Source organism: Sphingobacterium sp. GVS05A (assembly GCF_019969845.1).
Classification (GTDB): Bacteria; Bacteroidota; Bacteroidia; order Sphingobacteriales; family Sphingobacteriaceae; genus Sphingobacterium.
The window spans coordinates 194,795-211,857 of record NZ_JAHXYR010000008.1 but is presented as its reverse complement, the minus strand read 5'-3'; the positions used below and the strand labels follow the sequence as shown (position 1 = coordinate 211,857).

Sequence of the window (17,063 nt, the reverse complement as noted above, 5' to 3'; positions counted from 1 at the left end):
AATGCTAATGTAGGATTTAATCTTTTAAATGTGTTTTTAAAAATTGTCCTGTATAAGAATCTTTACAATGCGCAAGATCTTCTGGAAGCCCCGTAAAAACCACCTTTCCGCCTTTATTACCCCCTTCAGGGCCAATATCAATTACCCAATCCGCCGACTTGATCATATCCATATTATGCTCAATGACCAAAATACTATTGCCGAGAGCAATCAAAGCATCAAACGATTTTAGCAGTTTTTTAATATCCTGAAAATGCAAACCAGTAGTCGGTTCATCAAAGATAAACAGGGTCTTCTTGCTGTTATTACCTTTGATCAGAAAGGAAGCAAGTTTAATCCGCTGAGCCTCACCACCTGAGAGCGTACTGGAAGACTGCCCGAGCTTTACATACCCCAGACCAACATCTTGTAATGGCTGTAACTTAGCCAATATCTTAGGCTGATCGTCAAAGAAGACAATGGCTTCATCCACGCTCAGTTCAAGTATATCTGCTACGGATTTACCTTTATATTGCACATCTAGCACAAACTGCTTGAAACGTTTTCCACCACAGGCCTCACATGGAAGTACGATATCCGCCATAAATTGCATCTCGATCTTCACTTCCCCCTCACCTTGACAGACATCACAGCGGCCGCCCTCGACATTAAAGGAAAAAGCAGCAGGTTTCAATCCCGCAGCTTTGGATGCCGCTTGATTTGCATACAAGGCCCTGATCTCATCCCAAGCCTTAACATAAGTCACTGGATTGGATCGTGAAGAACGACCGATTGGATTCTGGTCAACCATTTCGATCTGTTCTACTTGTGCAATATCGCCTTCTATGGAATCATATACACCTGTTTGTTCACCAGAATAATTACCGATTGATTTCTGCAAAGCCGGATAAAGAATACGTTTCACCAAGGAGGTCTTTCCGGATCCCGATACCCCTGATACAACGGTAAATGTATTTAATGGAAACTGCACATCGATCCCCTGAAGGTTATTTTCATGCGCTCCCTTTACAGTAATGCTATTGGACCATTTTCGCCGTTTTTTTGGAACTTCGATCTTGCTCTTGCCACTCAGGTATTGACCGGTTAAACTCCTATCATCTTTTAGGATCTCACTATACGTTCCAGCAAATACCATCTCACCACCATTGATCCCTGCTTCAGGGCCAATATCGATCAGGTAATCGGCAGCCTCCATCATCTCCTGTTCATGTTCAACCACAACAACCGTATTACCTACATCACGCAAGGATTTCAGTACCGAAATCAGACGCTGTGTATCGCGTGGATGCAACCCAATACTTGGCTCATCCAACACATAGATTGAGCCAACGAGCGAACTTCCGAGTGAAGTGGCCAAATTGATCCGTTGCGATTCTCCCCCAGATAATGTATTGGACAGACGGTTTAAGGTAAGGTAGCTTAACCCTACATCACATAGAAATTGTAGCCGGTTATTAATTTCGGCCAACAAGCGTTTGGCGATCACCTTTTCATTTCCTTCCAGGGACAAATCTGTAAAAAATGCCAAAGCTTCTTCAAGAGGCATCAATACGATATCGGTAATTGACCTACCACCCACTTTTACATAGGTCGCATCTTTGCGCAACCTTGTTCCCCTACAATCCGGACAGTCGGTCTTACCACGGTAACGTGATAACATCACACGATATTGAATTTTATAGGTCTGTTCTTCAAGCTCTTCAAAGAACTGGTTAAGCCCAGTAAAATAACTATTTCCCGTCCAGAGTAATTCTTTTTGCGCTGCGGTCAGATCGGAATAAGCGCGGTGTATCGGAAAATCAAACTTTAAAGAATTTTTTACCAGCACCTGTAACCATTCGCCCATTTTCTCTCCTCGCCAAGGAGCAATTGCGCCATCGTAAACAGAGCGGCTCTTATCTGGTATAACAAGATCTGGGTCTATACCAATGATCTTCCCATAGCCTTCACACCGACGACAGGCACCATAGGGATTATTGAAACTAAAGAAGTTGGGACTAGGCTCCTCAAAGGTAATTCCATCGAGTTCAAACTTATGTGAGAAATGATGTCTTTTACCCTTTTCTTCGATATACAATTCACCTTTACCCTCAAAAAATCCCGTTTGAATGGAATCGGATAATCGATTAATGGTATCATCATCCTGTTCGATACGTACCCGATCCACGACAATCAATACCTCGCCGTCCTGAATCGTTTCATTCGCCATGCTCTTATCGTCAATAATACTTTCGATTTTTTGCATTTTATCCTGATAGACGACACGGACAAATCCTTTCTGTAGTAAGAGAGACAATTCTTCCTTGAGCTTTCGCCCATGGGAAGGCACCAATGGAGCCAATAGCGTGAGAGATTCTCCCTCGTCAAATTTCAAGGCAAAATCTACCACCGAACTCACACTGTCTTTAGTCACCTCCCTGCCTGAGACAGGAGAAATTGTCTTCCCGATCCTTGCATATAGTAATTTCAGATAGTCATATATTTCGGTAGAAGTTCCGACAGTAGAACGGGGATTGCTGGTAATAACACGTTGTTCAATCGCAATCGCTGGGGCGATCCCCTTGATGTAATCGACTTCGGGTTTATTCATCCGCCCCATAAACTGTCGTGCGTAGGAAGAAAGACTTTCAACATACCGTCGTTGCCCTTCAGCATATAGGGTATCAAAAGCGAGGGAAGATTTGCCCGAACCCGACATCCCAGTAATGACAACCAATTTATTTTTGGGAATATCAACATCAATATTCTTCAGATTATTGACTCTAGCCCCCTTTATTTGAATATATTCTTTTGGAGTATGCTCCACTTTTTTACTCATAATAATCCTTATCTCACACAAAGTTACGCAATCTTGGCTGATTATAGTCCCTACGAATTAAAAGCTCTTGCGAAAAAATATAGTCCCTATCATAGTGCAGTTCTATGAATTTAGAGGTTGCCTTTTTTCATTTCAGCGACAGCATAATCTACGGCTCTAGCTGTTAATGCCATATAGGTCAGCGACGGATTTTGCGTTCCTTTTGAGGTCATGCAGGCACCATGATTTGTTACAAAACAAACGATGAACAAATGCATTAACCACAGCTTATCAAAGGGAACTCTTTTACATCTTTACAGAATTTAACAAACAATTATTCTAAATATTTATTCATTACCAATTAATCCTTCTGTATTTTAAGCCGTCTTAGAAATATAGTTTTACAAAACAAAGTAGCAATAGCGATAGAAATTGCGTTTAAAGAATAAAATAAAAAAAAGGTTATGAGAAAAAATGTATTTAAAGTTATGGTCATGATGCTATTCGTTTTCGTCGCATCCACAACAGTAAGTAAAGCACAAATGGTAATTGATAAAATAGACTTAAATATTTTTCCTGCAGCGGAAAAAGGATACAAAAAAATGGTTATCGAAGTTCCGTATTCGGAGAATGATAAGAATAAGAAGATTGAATTCTCTGTAGGTAAATGGATGGAGGTAGATGGTTGTAACAATTTTAATCTAGCTGGTTCCTTTGAGAAAAAAGATCTTCAAGGCTGGGGTTATGATTACTATGTATTTAAAACGAATGGAAATGTAGCAAGCACAATGATGGCTTGCCCAGATAAAGCAAAGCGAAATCTTTTTGTAAGTGCTCAACCTGAGACAGTACGTTACAATGGTCGGATGCCTATCGTTATTTATGTCCCTGAAGGCTATGAAGCGCAATTCAAAATCTACTCAACAGATGGGGATACCTACCGTGCTGCTGAAGTCAGAGAAAAGAAGTAAATATAACGTTTAGTTATTTAGAATAATAGCAGAAAGGGGCTGTATCAAATTTCAAGATACAGCCCCTTTTGTTTTACAATCTTTAGTTACCTACTATTGAAATTTTTTCGCGTTTACTTTACGCTCATTTTCTGTCAAGTAGATTTTACGCAAACGGATAGATTGTGGTGTAACCTCGATGTATTCGTCCGCTTGGATATATTCCATAGATTCTTCTAGAGAGAATTTAATTGCTGGTGCAATACGCGTGTTATCATCTGTACCAGATGCACGCATATTTGTCAATTGTTTACCTTTAACAATATTGATCGTTAAGTCATTGTCACGGATGTGCTCTCCTAAGATTTGTCCTTCATAAATATCCACACCTGGATCAACGAAGAACTTACCTCTATCTTGTAACTTATCAATAGAGTAAGCAGTTGTTGTACCTTTATCTAAAGAGATCAATACACCATGCAAACGTCCAGGGATTGTTCCTCTCCAAGGCTCGTATCCTTTCAAACGGTGTGCCATAACAGCCTCTCCAGCTGTAGCAGTCAATACGTTGTTACGTAGACCAATGATACCACGAGAAGGAATTTCGAACTCAAGATGTTGCATTTCACCTTTCGTTTCCATCACTAAAAGCTCACCTTTACGTTGTGTTACCAACTCGATCACTTTACCAGAAACTTCTGCAGGAACGTCAACAACCAACACTTCGATAGGCTCACATTTCTTACCGTCGATCTCTTTCAAGATTACTTGCGGCTGACCTACTTGCAATTCGTAACCTTCGCGACGCATTGTTTCGATCAATACAGATAAATGAAGGATACCACGTCCATATACCAACCAAGCGTCTGGAGATTCAGTAGGAACGACGCGTAATGCCAAGTTCTTCTCTAATTCTTTTTGTAAACGATCGTGAATATGTCTAGAAGTAACCAATTTACCTTCTTTACCAAAGAATGGGGAGTTATTGATCGTGAATAACATATTCATTGTTGGCTCATCAATGCTAATAACTTCCAATTGTTCTGGGTTGTCAAAATCAGCGATTGTATCACCGATATCAAAACCTTCGATACCAACAACAGCACAAATATCACCACATTTAACTTCTTCCACACGGCGACGGCCTAAACCTTCAAATGTATGCAATTCTTTTACACGTGATTTTACGATCTTACCGTCACGTTTTACCAACGAGATTGGTTGACCTTCTTTAATTATACCACGAGCTACACGACCGATTGCGATACGTCCTACGAACGTAGAGTAATCTAACGACGTGATCTGCATTTGCAATGTACCTTCAACAAATGGTGAAGGTGGGAAGTGATTGATGATCGCATCTAATAGTTCAGATACATCTTCTTTCTTTTCTTTCCAATCTGTTGACATCCAACCATGTTTGGAAGAACCATATAATACTGGAAATGCCAATTGCTCTTCTGTAGCATCTAGGCTAAAGAATAAATCAAATACGTTTTCGTATACTTCTTCTGGGCGACAGTTTTCTTTGTCCACTTTATTGACAACAACCAAAGGTTTCAAACCTAAGGATAGTGCTTTTTGTGTAACGAAACGTGTTTGCGGCATTGGACCTTCGAAAGCATCCACAAGCAATACAACACCATCAGCCATTTTCAATACACGCTCAACCTCACCACCGAAATCGGCGTGACCAGGTGTATCAATAACGTTAATTTTTACTCCTTTATATTCAACAGAAACGTTTTTAGCGACAATAGTAATACCGCGTTCACGTTCTAAATCGTTATTATCCAGAATTAAATCACCTGTACCATCATTGTCTCTAAAAAGATTTGTGAAGTGTAAGATTTTGTCTACCAACGTAGTTTTACCGTGATCGACGTGAGCGATAATCGCTATGTTTCTAATATTTTGCATCTAGCAAGTAAATTTGTTTTTAAATTCAGGGTGCAAAGATAAACATTTTGCACCATAAAATTTATAACTATGTGTATTTTATTTAATTACACCTAATTCTTTACCTACTTTAGTAAAGGCGGCGATAGCTTTATCCAAGTGAGCAAGATCATGTCCTGCTGAAATTTGAACACGAATACGAGCTTTTCCCTGAGGTACAACAGGATAGTAGAAACCGATCACATAAATACCTTCGTCCAACATCTTAGCAGCAAAAGCTTGTGCAAGTTTCGCGTCGTAAAGCATCACAGGGACGATTGGGTGGAAACCTGGTTTGATATCAAATCCTGCTTCCGTCATTTTTTCACGGAAATATTTGGTGTTGGATTCAAGTTTATCACGCAAAGCGGTTGTCTCACTCAGCATATCCAAAACCGCAACAGAAGCGCCTGCAATTGCTGGTGCCAATGTATTTGAAAATAAATAAGGGCGTGAACGCTGACGTAACAAATCGATAATCTCTTTTTTACCTGATGTGAAGCCACCAGAAGCACCACCAAGGGCTTTACCAAGTGTTCCGGTAATGATATCTACACGATCAATCACGTTGAAAAGTTCATGCGTACCGCGGCCTGTGGCACCAATGAAACCTGTACAATGCGATTCATCGATCATCACCAAAGCTTGATATTTGTCTGCAAGATCACAGATCTTGTCCAATGGCGCTACTGATCCGTCCATAGAGAATGCACCATCAGTAACGATGATTTTGTGTCTTGCTCCTGAGGCTGCCTGCAACTGTGCTTCTAAATCTGCCATATCTGCATTCTTATAACGGAAACGTTGCGCTTTACACAAACGTACACCATCAATGATCGAAGCGTGGTTCAATTCATCGGAAATAATTGCGTCCTCAGCACCAAACAATGGTTCGAAAACACCGCCATTCGCATCGAATGCCGCAGCATATAAAATCGTATCTTCTGTTCCTAAGAACTGGGAAATCTTTGCTTCTAATTCTTTATGTACATCTTGTGTACCACAGATAAAACGTACTGAAGACATGCCATAACCATGTGTATCAATGGCCTGCTTTGCCGCTTCGATAACCTTCGGGTGAGAAGATAGTCCCAAGTAGTTGTTTGCACAAAAATTGATGACTTCCTGTCCTGTGCTCACTTTAATATCTGCTCCTTGAGGGGTAACAATCACCCGCTCTTGCTTATACAATCCCGCTTCTTTGATTGCTTCCAATTCCTTTTGTAAAACTGGTTGTAATGTATTGTACATAATTCGAATTTATTTTTTTATACAATATTACAGTTTTTCTTTGGTGGAAACAGCCTGTTTATTGAGAATTCACCTCAAATCAATGTTTTGATAACATTAAACCGTTTGCACAAATTTATACCGCCCTTTCATTTCCTTCCTTTTGCAACGAATAATGGTATCATCATGGAATAGATCCCTGGCTGGCGATTTCGGATTACTGGCAAGCCTCCTCGGATCACGGGCAGCATGACAGCGCAGTGTTAAAAATGTAACAACTGATAGGGATCAACAATGTATTAATTTAATACAGATTTGGTTTATTCGTAACGCAGCGCATCCACGGGATCTAATTTTGAAGCTTTTGATGCCGGATAATAACCAGATAGCATCCCGACAAGACCACACACGGCAAATCCAAGAATAATAGCTGCCCAAGGAATAATAAAGGATGTCCCCAGTTGAAGGGCTAATAAATTACCGATCAGGATGCCGATAAATATACCCGCGACGCCGCCCATCATACAGATGACAATGGCCTCCATCAAAAATTGCTTGCGTATCACACTGGGTGTAGCCCCTATTGCCTTCCGTATACCTATCTCCCGTGTCCGTTCGGTAACAGACACCAACATGATATTCATTAATCCGATAGATGCACCAACAAGGGTAATAAAAGCAATCACGACAGCTCCCAGGGTCACCATCGCCATATTCTGCATAAGCATTTGTGCTACAGCATCGGATTTGGTAATCTCAAAATCATTGGTTTGTCTCGCAGATAGCCCGCGAATATTCCGAAATACAATGGAAGCTTCTCCAATTGCAGCTTCTAATCGCATTGGATCATTAGAAGAAACGGTGATTACATAGGATGGTTCCACGACCTGCATGACAGATCTTGCTTTCACCAGAGGGATAAAACAGGCTCTATCACCCCCCATACCTGCAGAGGACCCCTTGCTTTTCAATACGCCTATCACCTGATAACGAATGTTATTGACTGTGATATATTGTCCTATTGGATCTATGATTTCACTAAAAAGCATTTTACTGACCTCACTACCAATAATAATCACAGCTCCACCGGTTTCCACATCCCGAACAGAGAAATTACGACCTTCATTGACTACATATCCTGAGGTTTGAAGATAATTTTCATCTGTCCCTATGAGTCCAATATTTGGATTGGTTTTTTTGGATTGAAATTTTACGGTCGAATTCCAGGTGACATTGGCGCTGATGGAGGTTATCGCGTTAAAATGAAAATTCTGTCTGAAACGGGATGCCTGGGCATAGGTTATATTTGCGAAGACCTTGGATCGAGTTCCACCGGTACCAATCTGAACATTTATACCCCGATTTCGAATATTGAATGAGTTGGAGCCCATGGAGGAAAAAGAATCCGTGAGGGAATTTTTCATGGCGTCAATAGATGTCAACACGCCAATCAGGGCCATCATCCCAATAGCTATAATCAACGCTGTTAAAAATGTCCGAAGTTTATTGCCTACAATAGATTGCAGCGCAAGTTTTACGTTCTCAACATAAGACATTTTTACGGACATACAGCGATTATTATAATTTGCAGATGAAAATACTGTTATTCCTCCATAAAACCAAAAGGCAATTTATTCTAATGAAATAAATTGCCTTTTTTTATACCAAACCATTGCCATCAAGAAGGTCGGTTTTGGGTTGCTAGCTTTGCACCAATTAGTTGATCCTTTTCCAGGTTTCAGTCCTACCCAATAAACTAACCCCAACATAGCCACGTATGTCAAGTTTATCACCTTTTAAAGTCATTTTACAGCTATAGGTCTTTCCTGTTTTTGGATCATAGATTTTTCCATCCTCATAGGTATTCCCGTCTTTTGTAAAATTGGTCAGGATCTCCAAACCCTGAACCGCCCTACTCTGAAGTGCTTTGTCAGGATTTTTCACATCTTTCTTGGGCTGTCCAGACTCATTGTTCGGAAATTTAAGCCAATACAATTTACCGAAAAATTTGTCTCCTTTTTTATAAATCTCCACACGCCCCTCTCCACTTGGGTTTTCCCATTTTCCGATGATCGGATCTGTTTGTGCAAACAATGTTACTGTAGCAAGTAACATGATGAATGACATCATAATTTTCTTCATTGGTCTACTATTTATGAGTTATAACTAAAAAACGATCGCTAGTATCTTATTTATTAATATAAATAAATATACAAAATATTTACTATGCTTGCATACATTTATATTCCGTGATTTCAATTTATTTAAATAGACACAAAGATTCCCTTTTGGTTTAACTTTACGCTCCTCATTATCAAGTCTTATTTGGAACTCATTCGACCTCGCATGACTCTTCGTCTGTCCCTTCTTTGTAAATCTTATCCCTTTTTTCTATCGTTTGGTTATAGATCGCTTACCAAATCGATAAGGAAACGATAGCGAATTAGTCATTGACTTCCGAACAAAGTATGAGCAGATCCGAACAAAGTGCGAGGAAAGAAGAAACGAAACAGCAGTTTGTCTGTATATACACATTAAATTTTGGCATCGCGTTTGCACGATAGTTTTTATATTATTACTTATTCACTATTTATAAATTAGCGCATATTATGAAATTTATTATTAGTCTTTTACTCACCGGAGTTGTTGTCGCTATCGCTTGCTGGATTATACCGGGTGCAAAAGTTGCTGGTTTTGGCTGGGCTATTGTCACAGGATTGGTTATCGGGTTTGTCAATGCTACTGTAGGTTCTATTTTGAGGCTGTTCACCTTTCCTTTGAACTGGCTTACACTGGGTCTGGTTTCCTTTATTATCACTGTTTTAATGGTCTTGCTTTCAGACTCACTCCTTGGAGACAAATTTAATGTGGATGGATTTTGGACTGCGGCCTTATTTGCCATTGTTGTCGCAATACTAGAAATGATCATCGGAAGTACTTCAAAAGACTAAAATTATATTTATTGAATATAAAAAGGCTGTTTTTCTATTTGAAGAACAGCCTTTTCTGTTTCAGCATGGCGAACGACTTACTGATGGGACTTCTATTTTGAAAGCCCTTTATCTGCCTTTTTATTAAGCCTCCGCTCGCTTTTTAAGCTTAAAATAGCTAAATTTATATTATTTAATAGACCCCTCGATATATGTGCGAACACAATCACGAGCATAGCCATACAGAAAAAGATACACCTTGGTGGATTTCACAACGCAAACTCCTTATTGCTCTCATCATATTGATCACACTGCTGATACTCAAGTACGCATTTAAGATCACAATTCCGTTTTACGCGTCTCTCATTCTAAATGGCATTGCTTACCTATTGGCAGGTATTCCGGTTCTCCAAATGGCTTTTCGGAAAGCAAAGCGTGGCGATTTCTTCAACGAGTTCTTTCTAATGAGCGTGGCAACCTTAGGCGCATTCGCAATACGGGAATTTGAAGAAGGCGTAGCTGTCATGGTATTTTATCAGATTGGTGAATGGTTTCAGGATACTGCCGTGGACAACGCAAAAAAATCCATTAAATCGCTGTTGGATATACGTCCGGACAAAGTCACTGTCTTGCGAGATGGAAAACAAGTAGATGTCGATCCTAAGACAGTTGAAATCGGTGAAATTATTCTCGTCAAAGCTGGCGAAAAAGTGGCTTTGGATGGTAAACTGATCAATGAACGGGCAGCGTTCAATACCGCAGCGCTAACCGGGGAAAGCAAACCGGACACCAAATATAAGGGTGAGGCTGTCTTTGCAGGCATGATAAATCTAGAAACAGTTTCTGAAATCGCAGTAGGCAGCTCGTTTCAGGACAGCAAATTGAGCAAGATATTGGAGATGGTACAGGATGCAACAGCGCGCAAATCTAAAACACAGCTCTTTATCTCAAAGTTTGCAAAAATCTACGTCCCTATTATCTTTGCGCTGGCACTTCTGGTACTTATCGTCCCTATATTCCTTGTCAGTGACTATAGCTTTAGAGACTGGTTTTACCGCAGCTTGGTCTTTTTGGTGATCAGTTGTCCTTGTGCATTAGTGGTCTCAATCCCCTTGGGTTATTTCGGCGGAATTGGATTGGCCTCTAGAAATGGAATATTATTCAAAGGCGGCAATTTCCTGGATGCCATCACTACAGTTGATACTATTGTTATGGATAAAACAGGTACCCTCACCGAAGGTGTTTTTGAAGTAAAGGAGGTCCACGCTGTCAATGGACAAGCGACAACATTACTGGATTATGCCAAGGCCATTGAATCAAATTCTACCCATCCTATTGCGAAGGCAATAGCTAGCCACCATCCGGGGGATAACTCATTCATTACTGAAGGGATTGAGGAAATCGCGGGCCATGGACTCAAAGCAACGATCAACAATAAGCTTGTCCTCGCGGGCAATAGTAAATTGCTAGACAAGTTCAACATTCGCTATCCGGAAGAAATAAAGCAAATTGTCTATTCCATTGTATTAATTGCCATAGACAATCAATATGCAGGCTACATTACTGTTGCAGATCGAAGTAAGCCTGATGCAAAAGAGGTTATTTCGGCTATGCGGGCACAAGGCTTATACACGGTCATGTTGTCCGGTGATAAGACAGCAGTGGTAGATGAAGTCGCAGGGGAACTTGGTGTTGATAAAGCTTACGGTGATCTTTTGCCCGAAGATAAAGTAAGTCATGTACAAAGACTGATCGACGAAGGACGCAATGTCGCTTTTGCAGGAGATGGCGTCAATGATGCCCCCGTGGTCGCCTTAGCTCAAGTAGGTATAGCAATGGGTGGATTAGGAGCAGATGCGACTATTGAAACGGCAGATGTCGTGATCCAGAATGATGAGCCCCACAAAATTTTATCCGCAATAAAAATTGGTAAAATTACCCGCAATATTGTTTGGCAGAACGTCATCCTGGCAATGGGCGTAAAGATTATTGTATTGATCTTGGGTGCCGGGGGAGTTGCAACACTCTGGGAAGCTGTTATCGCCGATGTTGGGGTAGCACTCTTGGCGATTCTAAATGCCATCCGTATACAAAATAAAACTATATAAGCTAAGTCGCTAGCAGAAGAAAACTGTGCAAAATCGGTAAAACATAAGCGGCTGACTTTTTCCAAAGTCAGCCGCTTATGTTATATAGTGGTATCAGTAATCCTGAATGCCATGTACTTTTCGGTCATCTTAATCACGCCAGGATTTATAAGTATTAATCAATCCATTGGTGGAAGAATCATGACTAGCGATGGGATTATTATCACCTAACTCAGGTAGAATCTTATTGGCCAACTGTTTACCCAGCTCAACGCCCCATTGGTCAAAACTGTAGATATTCCAGATTACACCTTGTACAAAAATCTTGTGTTCATACAGGGCAATAAGTCTTCCCAGTGTACGTGGCGTCATTTTTTTCAATAAAATAGAGTTTGTCGGCCGATTACCCTCAAATACTTTATACGTTTTCAATTCCGCCACCTCTTCATTGGATTTACCTGCTTTTTGCAATTCAGCAACAACCTCTTCCTCCGTTTTACCGTTCATTAGTGCCTCTGTCTGTGCAAAGAAATTAGACAATAAAAGCTGATGATGGTTGCCTATCGGATTAAGGCTGTTTGCTGGAGCGATAAAATCACATGGTATCAATTTTGTTCCCTGGTGGATCAATTGATAAAAAGCATGTTGTCCGTTTGTTCCAGGTTCACCCCAAATGATCGGTCCTGTCTGGTAGTCTACACGCTCGCCATTCCGATCTATATATTTTCCGTTGCTCTCCATATCCCCTTGTTGAAAATAGGCTGCGAAACGGTGTAAGTACTGATCATAAGGAAGAATGGCGTGGCTTTCGGCTTCAAAGAAATTATTATACCATATACCAAGCAAAGCCAATATCACCGGAATATTTTCCTCAAAGGCGCTAGTTCTGAAGTGCTCATCAGCATCGTATGCACCTTTTAGAAGTTCCTCAAAATTATCAAAGCCAATAGCTAGGCTAATGGACAGTCCGATTGCAGACCATAGGGAATAACGTCCGCCAACCCAATCCCAAAATTCAAACATATTTTGTGGGTCTATTCCAAAAGCCTCTACTGCATCCGTATTGGTGCTCAACGCCGCAAAGTGTTTAGCAACATCCTGCTCACTTGCTCCCTTACTTAGAAACCAATCCTTAGCGGTATGCGCATTAGCCATGGTCTCCTGTGTTGTGAAGGTTTTGGACGCAATCAGGAACAATGTTGTTTCAGGGTCTACTCCCTTTAGCGTTTCGGCGATATGTGTACCATCTACATTAGAGACAAAATGTACATTCAACCTGGTCTTGTAAGCTTTTAAGGCTTCGGTGACCATTACTGGTCCCAAATCAGAACCACCGATACCAATATTAACAACATCAGTGATCTCCTTGCCTGTATAGCCTTTCCATTCACCGGAGAGAATCTGCTCTGTGAACGTTTTTACATGTATCAATACGCTTTTAACAGCAGGCATCACATCCTTTCCATCGACAAAAACAGGTCGATCGGATTGATTTCTCAATGCGGTGTGCAAAACGGGCCTGTTTTCGGTCACATTGATCCGCTCACCCGCAAACATAGCCGCAATCGCTTCGGAAAGCTGACATTCCTTTGCTAGCTGGATCAACAGTGCCATTGTCTCTTCGTTTACACGATTTTTAGAATAATCTAAAAGAATATCCTCAAAAAGGATCGAAAACTTCTCAAATCGCAGTGGGTCTGCCACGAAAAGCTCACGGAGGTCCTGCTGATTGATATCAATATAGTGATCTACCAAATATTGGTAGGCTTTGGTTGTTGTAAAATTAATTTTTGGAAACATACTGTTTTTGTTGAAATTATTTGTTTTAAACCGCTAATAAGAACCTTACGTATTTTTCATTACACCTGGCACAGATCGCAAAATGAAGGTTTATGCTGTTGATGATATCAAAACTAAAAAAAAAAGGTCAAATATTAGTATTGAGTGAAGAGTATTGCAGAATTAGAAGCCAGCAGTACAAGTCTATGGCTTATAACATTATTCTTAATATAGCTGGCTACAGTCTTAATAACATATTGGACTTAAGAACGATTTATTGATTAAAAATATCTACATTAGCAGATATGACAAAAGAACAAATTCAAGACTTGAGGGATCGCGTTACTTCCCTGAGGAGGCATCTTTGACATCGATGTCCGTAAAGAAGAAATAGAAAGAGATCAAGCCATTACAATGGAAGCAAACTTCTGGGATGACTCCAAAGCGGCAGAGAAAATACTGTTGGCCATCAAAAACCAGAAAGTATGGACAGATCATTTTGATGAAGTTGCTTCAGCGGTTGAAGACACCTATGTAATGTACGAGTTTTTTCAATCTGGAGACGCAACTGACAAAGAACTGGACGACCAGTATAAACTTGCATTGGAACAGGTCGAAGAACTGGAGTTCAAAAATATGCTCAGTGCAGAGGAGGATCAGCTGGATGCGATCTTACAGATCACCGCGGGAGCTGGTGGTACGGAGAGCTGTGACTGGGCGGCCATGTTGATGCGGATGTATATCATGTGGGGGGAGAAAAATGGGTATAAAGTCACCGAACAGGATTCTCAGGAAGGTGATGTTGCCGGAATTAAAAGTGTAACTCTTCAACTATCTGGAGACTTTGCATATGGCTACCTTAAAGGTGAAAACGGAGTACATCGACTGGTTCGTATATCGCCGTTTGACTCCAATGCAAAACGACATACCTCCTTTGCCTCGGTTTATGTATACCCCCTGATTGATGATAATATCGAAATAGACGTCAAAGATTCAGAAATCGAATGGGATACCTTCCGTTCTGGAGGTGCTGGTGGTCAAAATGTAAACAAAGTAGAAACAGCTGTACGACTCCACCATAAACCCACGGGCATTATTATCAAAAATCAGGAGACAAGATCGCAATTGCAAAATAAGGAAAATGCGTTACGCTTATTGAAATCACAATTGTATGAGATTGAAATGCGCAAACGCCAAGAAGCCTCCGCAGCGATCGAAGGAAATAAAAAGAAAATCGAATGGGGATCCCAAATTCGTAACTATGTCCTACATCCTTATAAATTGATCAAGGATCTACGCACAAATTACGAAACATCAAATACCCAAGCGGTATTGGATGGAGACTTAAATGATTTCTTAAAAAATTATTTGATGGAATTTGGCGGTTAATCTATCGCGAAAAATCTGCAAAATCGAAAGGGGTATCAGCAAGGCTTGATATCCCTTTTTTCACACAAAGTCACTGCCTTCTTTCGGACACAGTTTGTCACTTAAACTGTCAAGTTCTCTTAAAAAAAATCCCAAAAACGTTAAAAAACCTTAAATGTCTACTACTCGTATAGTGTTGTTATTTTTTGATTACATAAGCACTTGAAAAACACAAAGCTCTGTAATTCAACAATTTAAAAACAATAAAAGTGTATCAAGAACGTTACAAAAGAGCCGATCCTTCGATTTTTGGCATAAAATAAAGGCATGTATTTTGCGTTTATGGATTCGTAATATTTTCATTACAAAAGACTCCTCTTTTGAGTCAACAAAGAAAGTAAAGAAGAATGTATATCTAAAAATAGAACGGCTATGAATTACATGAAAGAAAACTCAATCGTATCAAAGCAGATGGCTAAACAATGGGAACCTGCAATGTACGACGTAAATGAAGAACAGCAGCAATCCGAGACAACAGTAGAGAAAGTCGAAGAAAGCAATTTTGGACCAAAGGAATACGGTATTTTTGGAGCGACCTTTTTCGTCCTATTTGCATCGGTCTTTGGTGTATATATGCTCCAACCAGATTTTGATGCATTACGCTTCCAACGTTTAGATAGTATAGGTGGAACATTTTTAATAGGTTTAGGTATATTTTTGGCCACTGTCGCGATCAGCTTTTTAATATTTTTAATTGTGCTTCACCGTAAATACAAGCCAATTGCATCTGTTTCAGATGAAGAACTACCGACCTGTACGATTATAGTTCCGGCTTATAATGAAGGACAATTGGTTTACGATACACTTCATAGCTTGGCAAGTAGTGATTATCCGGAGAAAAAACTTCAGATTATCGCCATTGATGATGGAAGTAAGGATAATACTTTCGCTTGGATACAACGTGCCAAAATGGAGTTGGGCGATCGCATCGAAATCTATCAACAGCCTAAAAATATGGGCAAACGTCATGCGTTATACCGCGGTTTCAAATTAGGTACTGGTGAGGTATTTATTACCGTAGATAGTGACTCTGTGGTCAACAAGGATACAATCCGTAATATGGCCAGCCCATTTGTAACCAATCAGGAATGTGGCGCCGTAGCGGGTAATGTGCGTGTATTGAATAATAAAAAGGCTATTATACCACGTATGTTAAATGTGAGCTTTGTCTTCAGTTTTGAATTTGTACGTTCGGCGCAAAGCATGCTAGGTACTGTGATGTGTACGCCAGGGGCATTATCTGGATATCGCAGAGAAGCTGTCTTGAACTGTCTTGAAGATTGGATCCATCAAACATTTATGGGACAACCTTCTGACATCGGAGAAGATCGTGCCATGACCAATATGATTTTGAAGCAAGGATATCATGTATTGTTCCAGTCTAATGCGTTTGTATATACGGATACTCCTGTACGTTATAAAAACTTATATAAAATGTTTATCCGTTGGGAACGAAGCAATGTTCGTGAAAACATTATGATGAGTCAGTTTGCCTTTAAAAATTTCCGTAAAGGACCGAAGTGGGGTGCGCGTATCTTATTGATTATGCAATGGCAGAAAGTGCTGCTTTCTTACCCAATGCTATTATTGATGCTATGGACAGTATTCCATTATCCATTGATGTTCTTAAGCTCAACGTTGGTAGGTATTCTTATATTTTCAAGTATCCAGGCATATTTCTTTGCCTCTAAAAATGCAAATGCGAAAGAAGCATTCTGGGCATATAGCTACAGTATATTTTATGCCTTTAGTTTATTTTGGATCACTCCTTATGCCATTGCAACTGCTGGACGTAGTGGTTGGTTGACAAGAGGTTAATTTCAACGTAAAGAATATATTTTCATTTAAATATAATCTGGGAGGCTTTCAAATAAAAAAGCCTCTCATTGGACAAGAATAGGATGATTGCCATTAGAGCTAAATT

12 protein-coding genes are annotated in these 17,063 nt (G+C 40.1%); 5 read left to right on the top strand and 7 right to left on the bottom strand.

Going from position 1 to position 17,063, the window contains the following annotated elements; translation table 11 throughout:
• Positions 1–16 precede the first annotated feature (16 nt).
• Positions 17–2,818 (bottom strand): excinuclease ABC subunit UvrA, encoded by a 2,802-nt coding sequence (uvrA, locus tag LC454_RS19790; RefSeq protein ID WP_223584132.1) that lies wholly within the window; start codon positions 2,816–2,818, stop codon positions 17–19.
• A gap of 110 nt (positions 2,819–2,928) precedes the next feature.
• On the bottom strand, positions 2,929–3,075 hold the full coding sequence (locus LC454_RS19785) for a hypothetical protein (RefSeq protein WP_223584267.1): 147 nt from the start codon (positions 3,073–3,075) through the stop codon (positions 2,929–2,931).
• A gap of 186 nt (positions 3,076–3,261) precedes the next feature.
• Between LC454_RS19785 and LC454_RS19780 the strand changes: the two genes are divergently transcribed.
• Positions 3,262–3,768, top strand: a complete 507-nt coding sequence (locus tag LC454_RS19780; protein ID WP_223584131.1) for an ecotin — start codon at positions 3,262–3,264, stop codon at positions 3,766–3,768.
• A 93-nt stretch (positions 3,769–3,861) separates the two neighbouring features.
• Here the strand turns inward: LC454_RS19780 and typA are convergent, their stop codons facing one another.
• From typA to LC454_RS19760, 4 genes are all read right to left on the bottom strand, one after another.
• Positions 3,862–5,667 carry a translational GTPase TypA gene (gene typA / locus LC454_RS19775; protein ID WP_223584130.1) on the bottom strand — a complete coding sequence of 602 codons (1,806 nt, stop codon included), beginning with the start codon at positions 5,665–5,667 and terminating at the stop codon, positions 3,862–3,864.
• Between the two features lie 78 nt (positions 5,668–5,745).
• Positions 5,746–6,936: a glycine C-acetyltransferase gene (gene kbl, locus LC454_RS19770; RefSeq protein ID WP_223584129.1), complete on the bottom strand. Its 1,191-nt coding sequence runs from the start codon at positions 6,934–6,936 to the stop codon at positions 5,746–5,748.
• A 299-nt stretch (positions 6,937–7,235) separates the two neighbouring features.
• Positions 7,236–8,483, bottom strand: a complete 1,248-nt coding sequence (locus tag LC454_RS19765) for an ABC transporter permease (protein ID WP_120261194.1) — start codon at positions 8,481–8,483, stop codon at positions 7,236–7,238.
• Between the two features lie 148 nt (positions 8,484–8,631).
• Complete coding sequence (locus tag LC454_RS19760; RefSeq protein ID WP_120261195.1) at positions 8,632–9,057, bottom strand: DUF2147 domain-containing protein; 426 nt, start codon at positions 9,055–9,057, stop codon at positions 8,632–8,634.
• A gap of 467 nt (positions 9,058–9,524) precedes the next feature.
• Between LC454_RS19760 and LC454_RS19755 the strand changes: the two genes are divergently transcribed.
• Complete coding sequence (locus LC454_RS19755; RefSeq protein ID WP_120261196.1) at positions 9,525–9,866, top strand: phage holin family protein; 342 nt, start codon at positions 9,525–9,527, stop codon at positions 9,864–9,866.
• A 191-nt stretch (positions 9,867–10,057) separates the two neighbouring features.
• Positions 10,058–11,953 carry a heavy metal translocating P-type ATPase gene (locus tag LC454_RS19750; protein WP_223584128.1) on the top strand — a complete coding sequence of 632 codons (1,896 nt, stop codon included), beginning with the start codon at positions 10,058–10,060 and terminating at the stop codon, positions 11,951–11,953.
• 129 nt (positions 11,954–12,082) lie between these two features.
• Here LC454_RS19750 and pgi read toward each other — a convergent pair whose 3' ends face one another.
• Positions 12,083–13,732, bottom strand: a complete 1,650-nt coding sequence (gene pgi / locus LC454_RS19745; protein ID WP_223584127.1) for a glucose-6-phosphate isomerase — start codon at positions 13,730–13,732, stop codon at positions 12,083–12,085.
• 284 nt (positions 13,733–14,016) lie between these two features.
• Between pgi and prfB the strand changes: the two genes are divergently transcribed.
• Positions 14,017–15,100, top strand: a protein-coding gene (gene prfB / locus LC454_RS19740; RefSeq protein WP_223584126.1) for a peptide chain release factor 2 whose coding sequence is annotated in 2 segments (ribosomal slippage) — positions 14,017–14,076 and positions 14,078–15,100 — 1,083 coding nt in all. Because the reading frame shifts where the segments join, the coding sequence is not laid out codon by codon here.
• Between the two features lie 411 nt (positions 15,101–15,511).
• Positions 15,512–16,957, top strand: coding sequence for a glycosyltransferase (locus LC454_RS19735; protein WP_223584125.1), 1,446 nt, complete (start codon positions 15,512–15,514; stop codon positions 16,955–16,957).
• Positions 16,958–17,063: the final 106 nt, after the last annotated feature.

Coding starts and splice junctions, on each gene's coding strand:
- uvrA (WP_223584132.1), bottom strand. CDS start 2,818: ATGAGTAAAAAAGTGGAGCATACTCCAAAAGAATATATTCAAATAAAG.
- LC454_RS19780 (WP_223584131.1), top strand. CDS start 3,262: ATGAGAAAAAATGTATTTAAAGTTATGGTCATGATGCTATTCGTTTTC.
- kbl (WP_223584129.1), bottom strand. CDS start 6,936: ATGTACAATACATTACAACCAGTTTTACAAAAGGAATTGGAAGCAATC.
- LC454_RS19785 (WP_223584267.1), bottom strand. CDS start 3,075: ATGCATTTGTTCATCGTTTGTTTTGTAACAAATCATGGTGCCTGCATG.
- LC454_RS19750 (WP_223584128.1), top strand. CDS start 10,058: ATGTGCGAACACAATCACGAGCATAGCCATACAGAAAAAGATACACCT.
- LC454_RS19760 (WP_120261195.1), bottom strand. CDS start 9,057: ATGAAGAAAATTATGATGTCATTCATCATGTTACTTGCTACAGTAACA.
- typA (WP_223584130.1), bottom strand. CDS start 5,667: ATGCAAAATATTAGAAACATAGCGATTATCGCTCACGTCGATCACGGT.
- LC454_RS19735 (WP_223584125.1), top strand. CDS start 15,512: ATGAATTACATGAAAGAAAACTCAATCGTATCAAAGCAGATGGCTAAA.
- pgi (WP_223584127.1), bottom strand. CDS start 13,732: ATGTTTCCAAAAATTAATTTTACAACAACCAAAGCCTACCAATATTTG.
- LC454_RS19765 (WP_120261194.1), bottom strand. CDS start 8,483: ATGTCCGTAAAAATGTCTTATGTTGAGAACGTAAAACTTGCGCTGCAA.
- LC454_RS19755 (WP_120261196.1), top strand. CDS start 9,525: ATGAAATTTATTATTAGTCTTTTACTCACCGGAGTTGTTGTCGCTATC.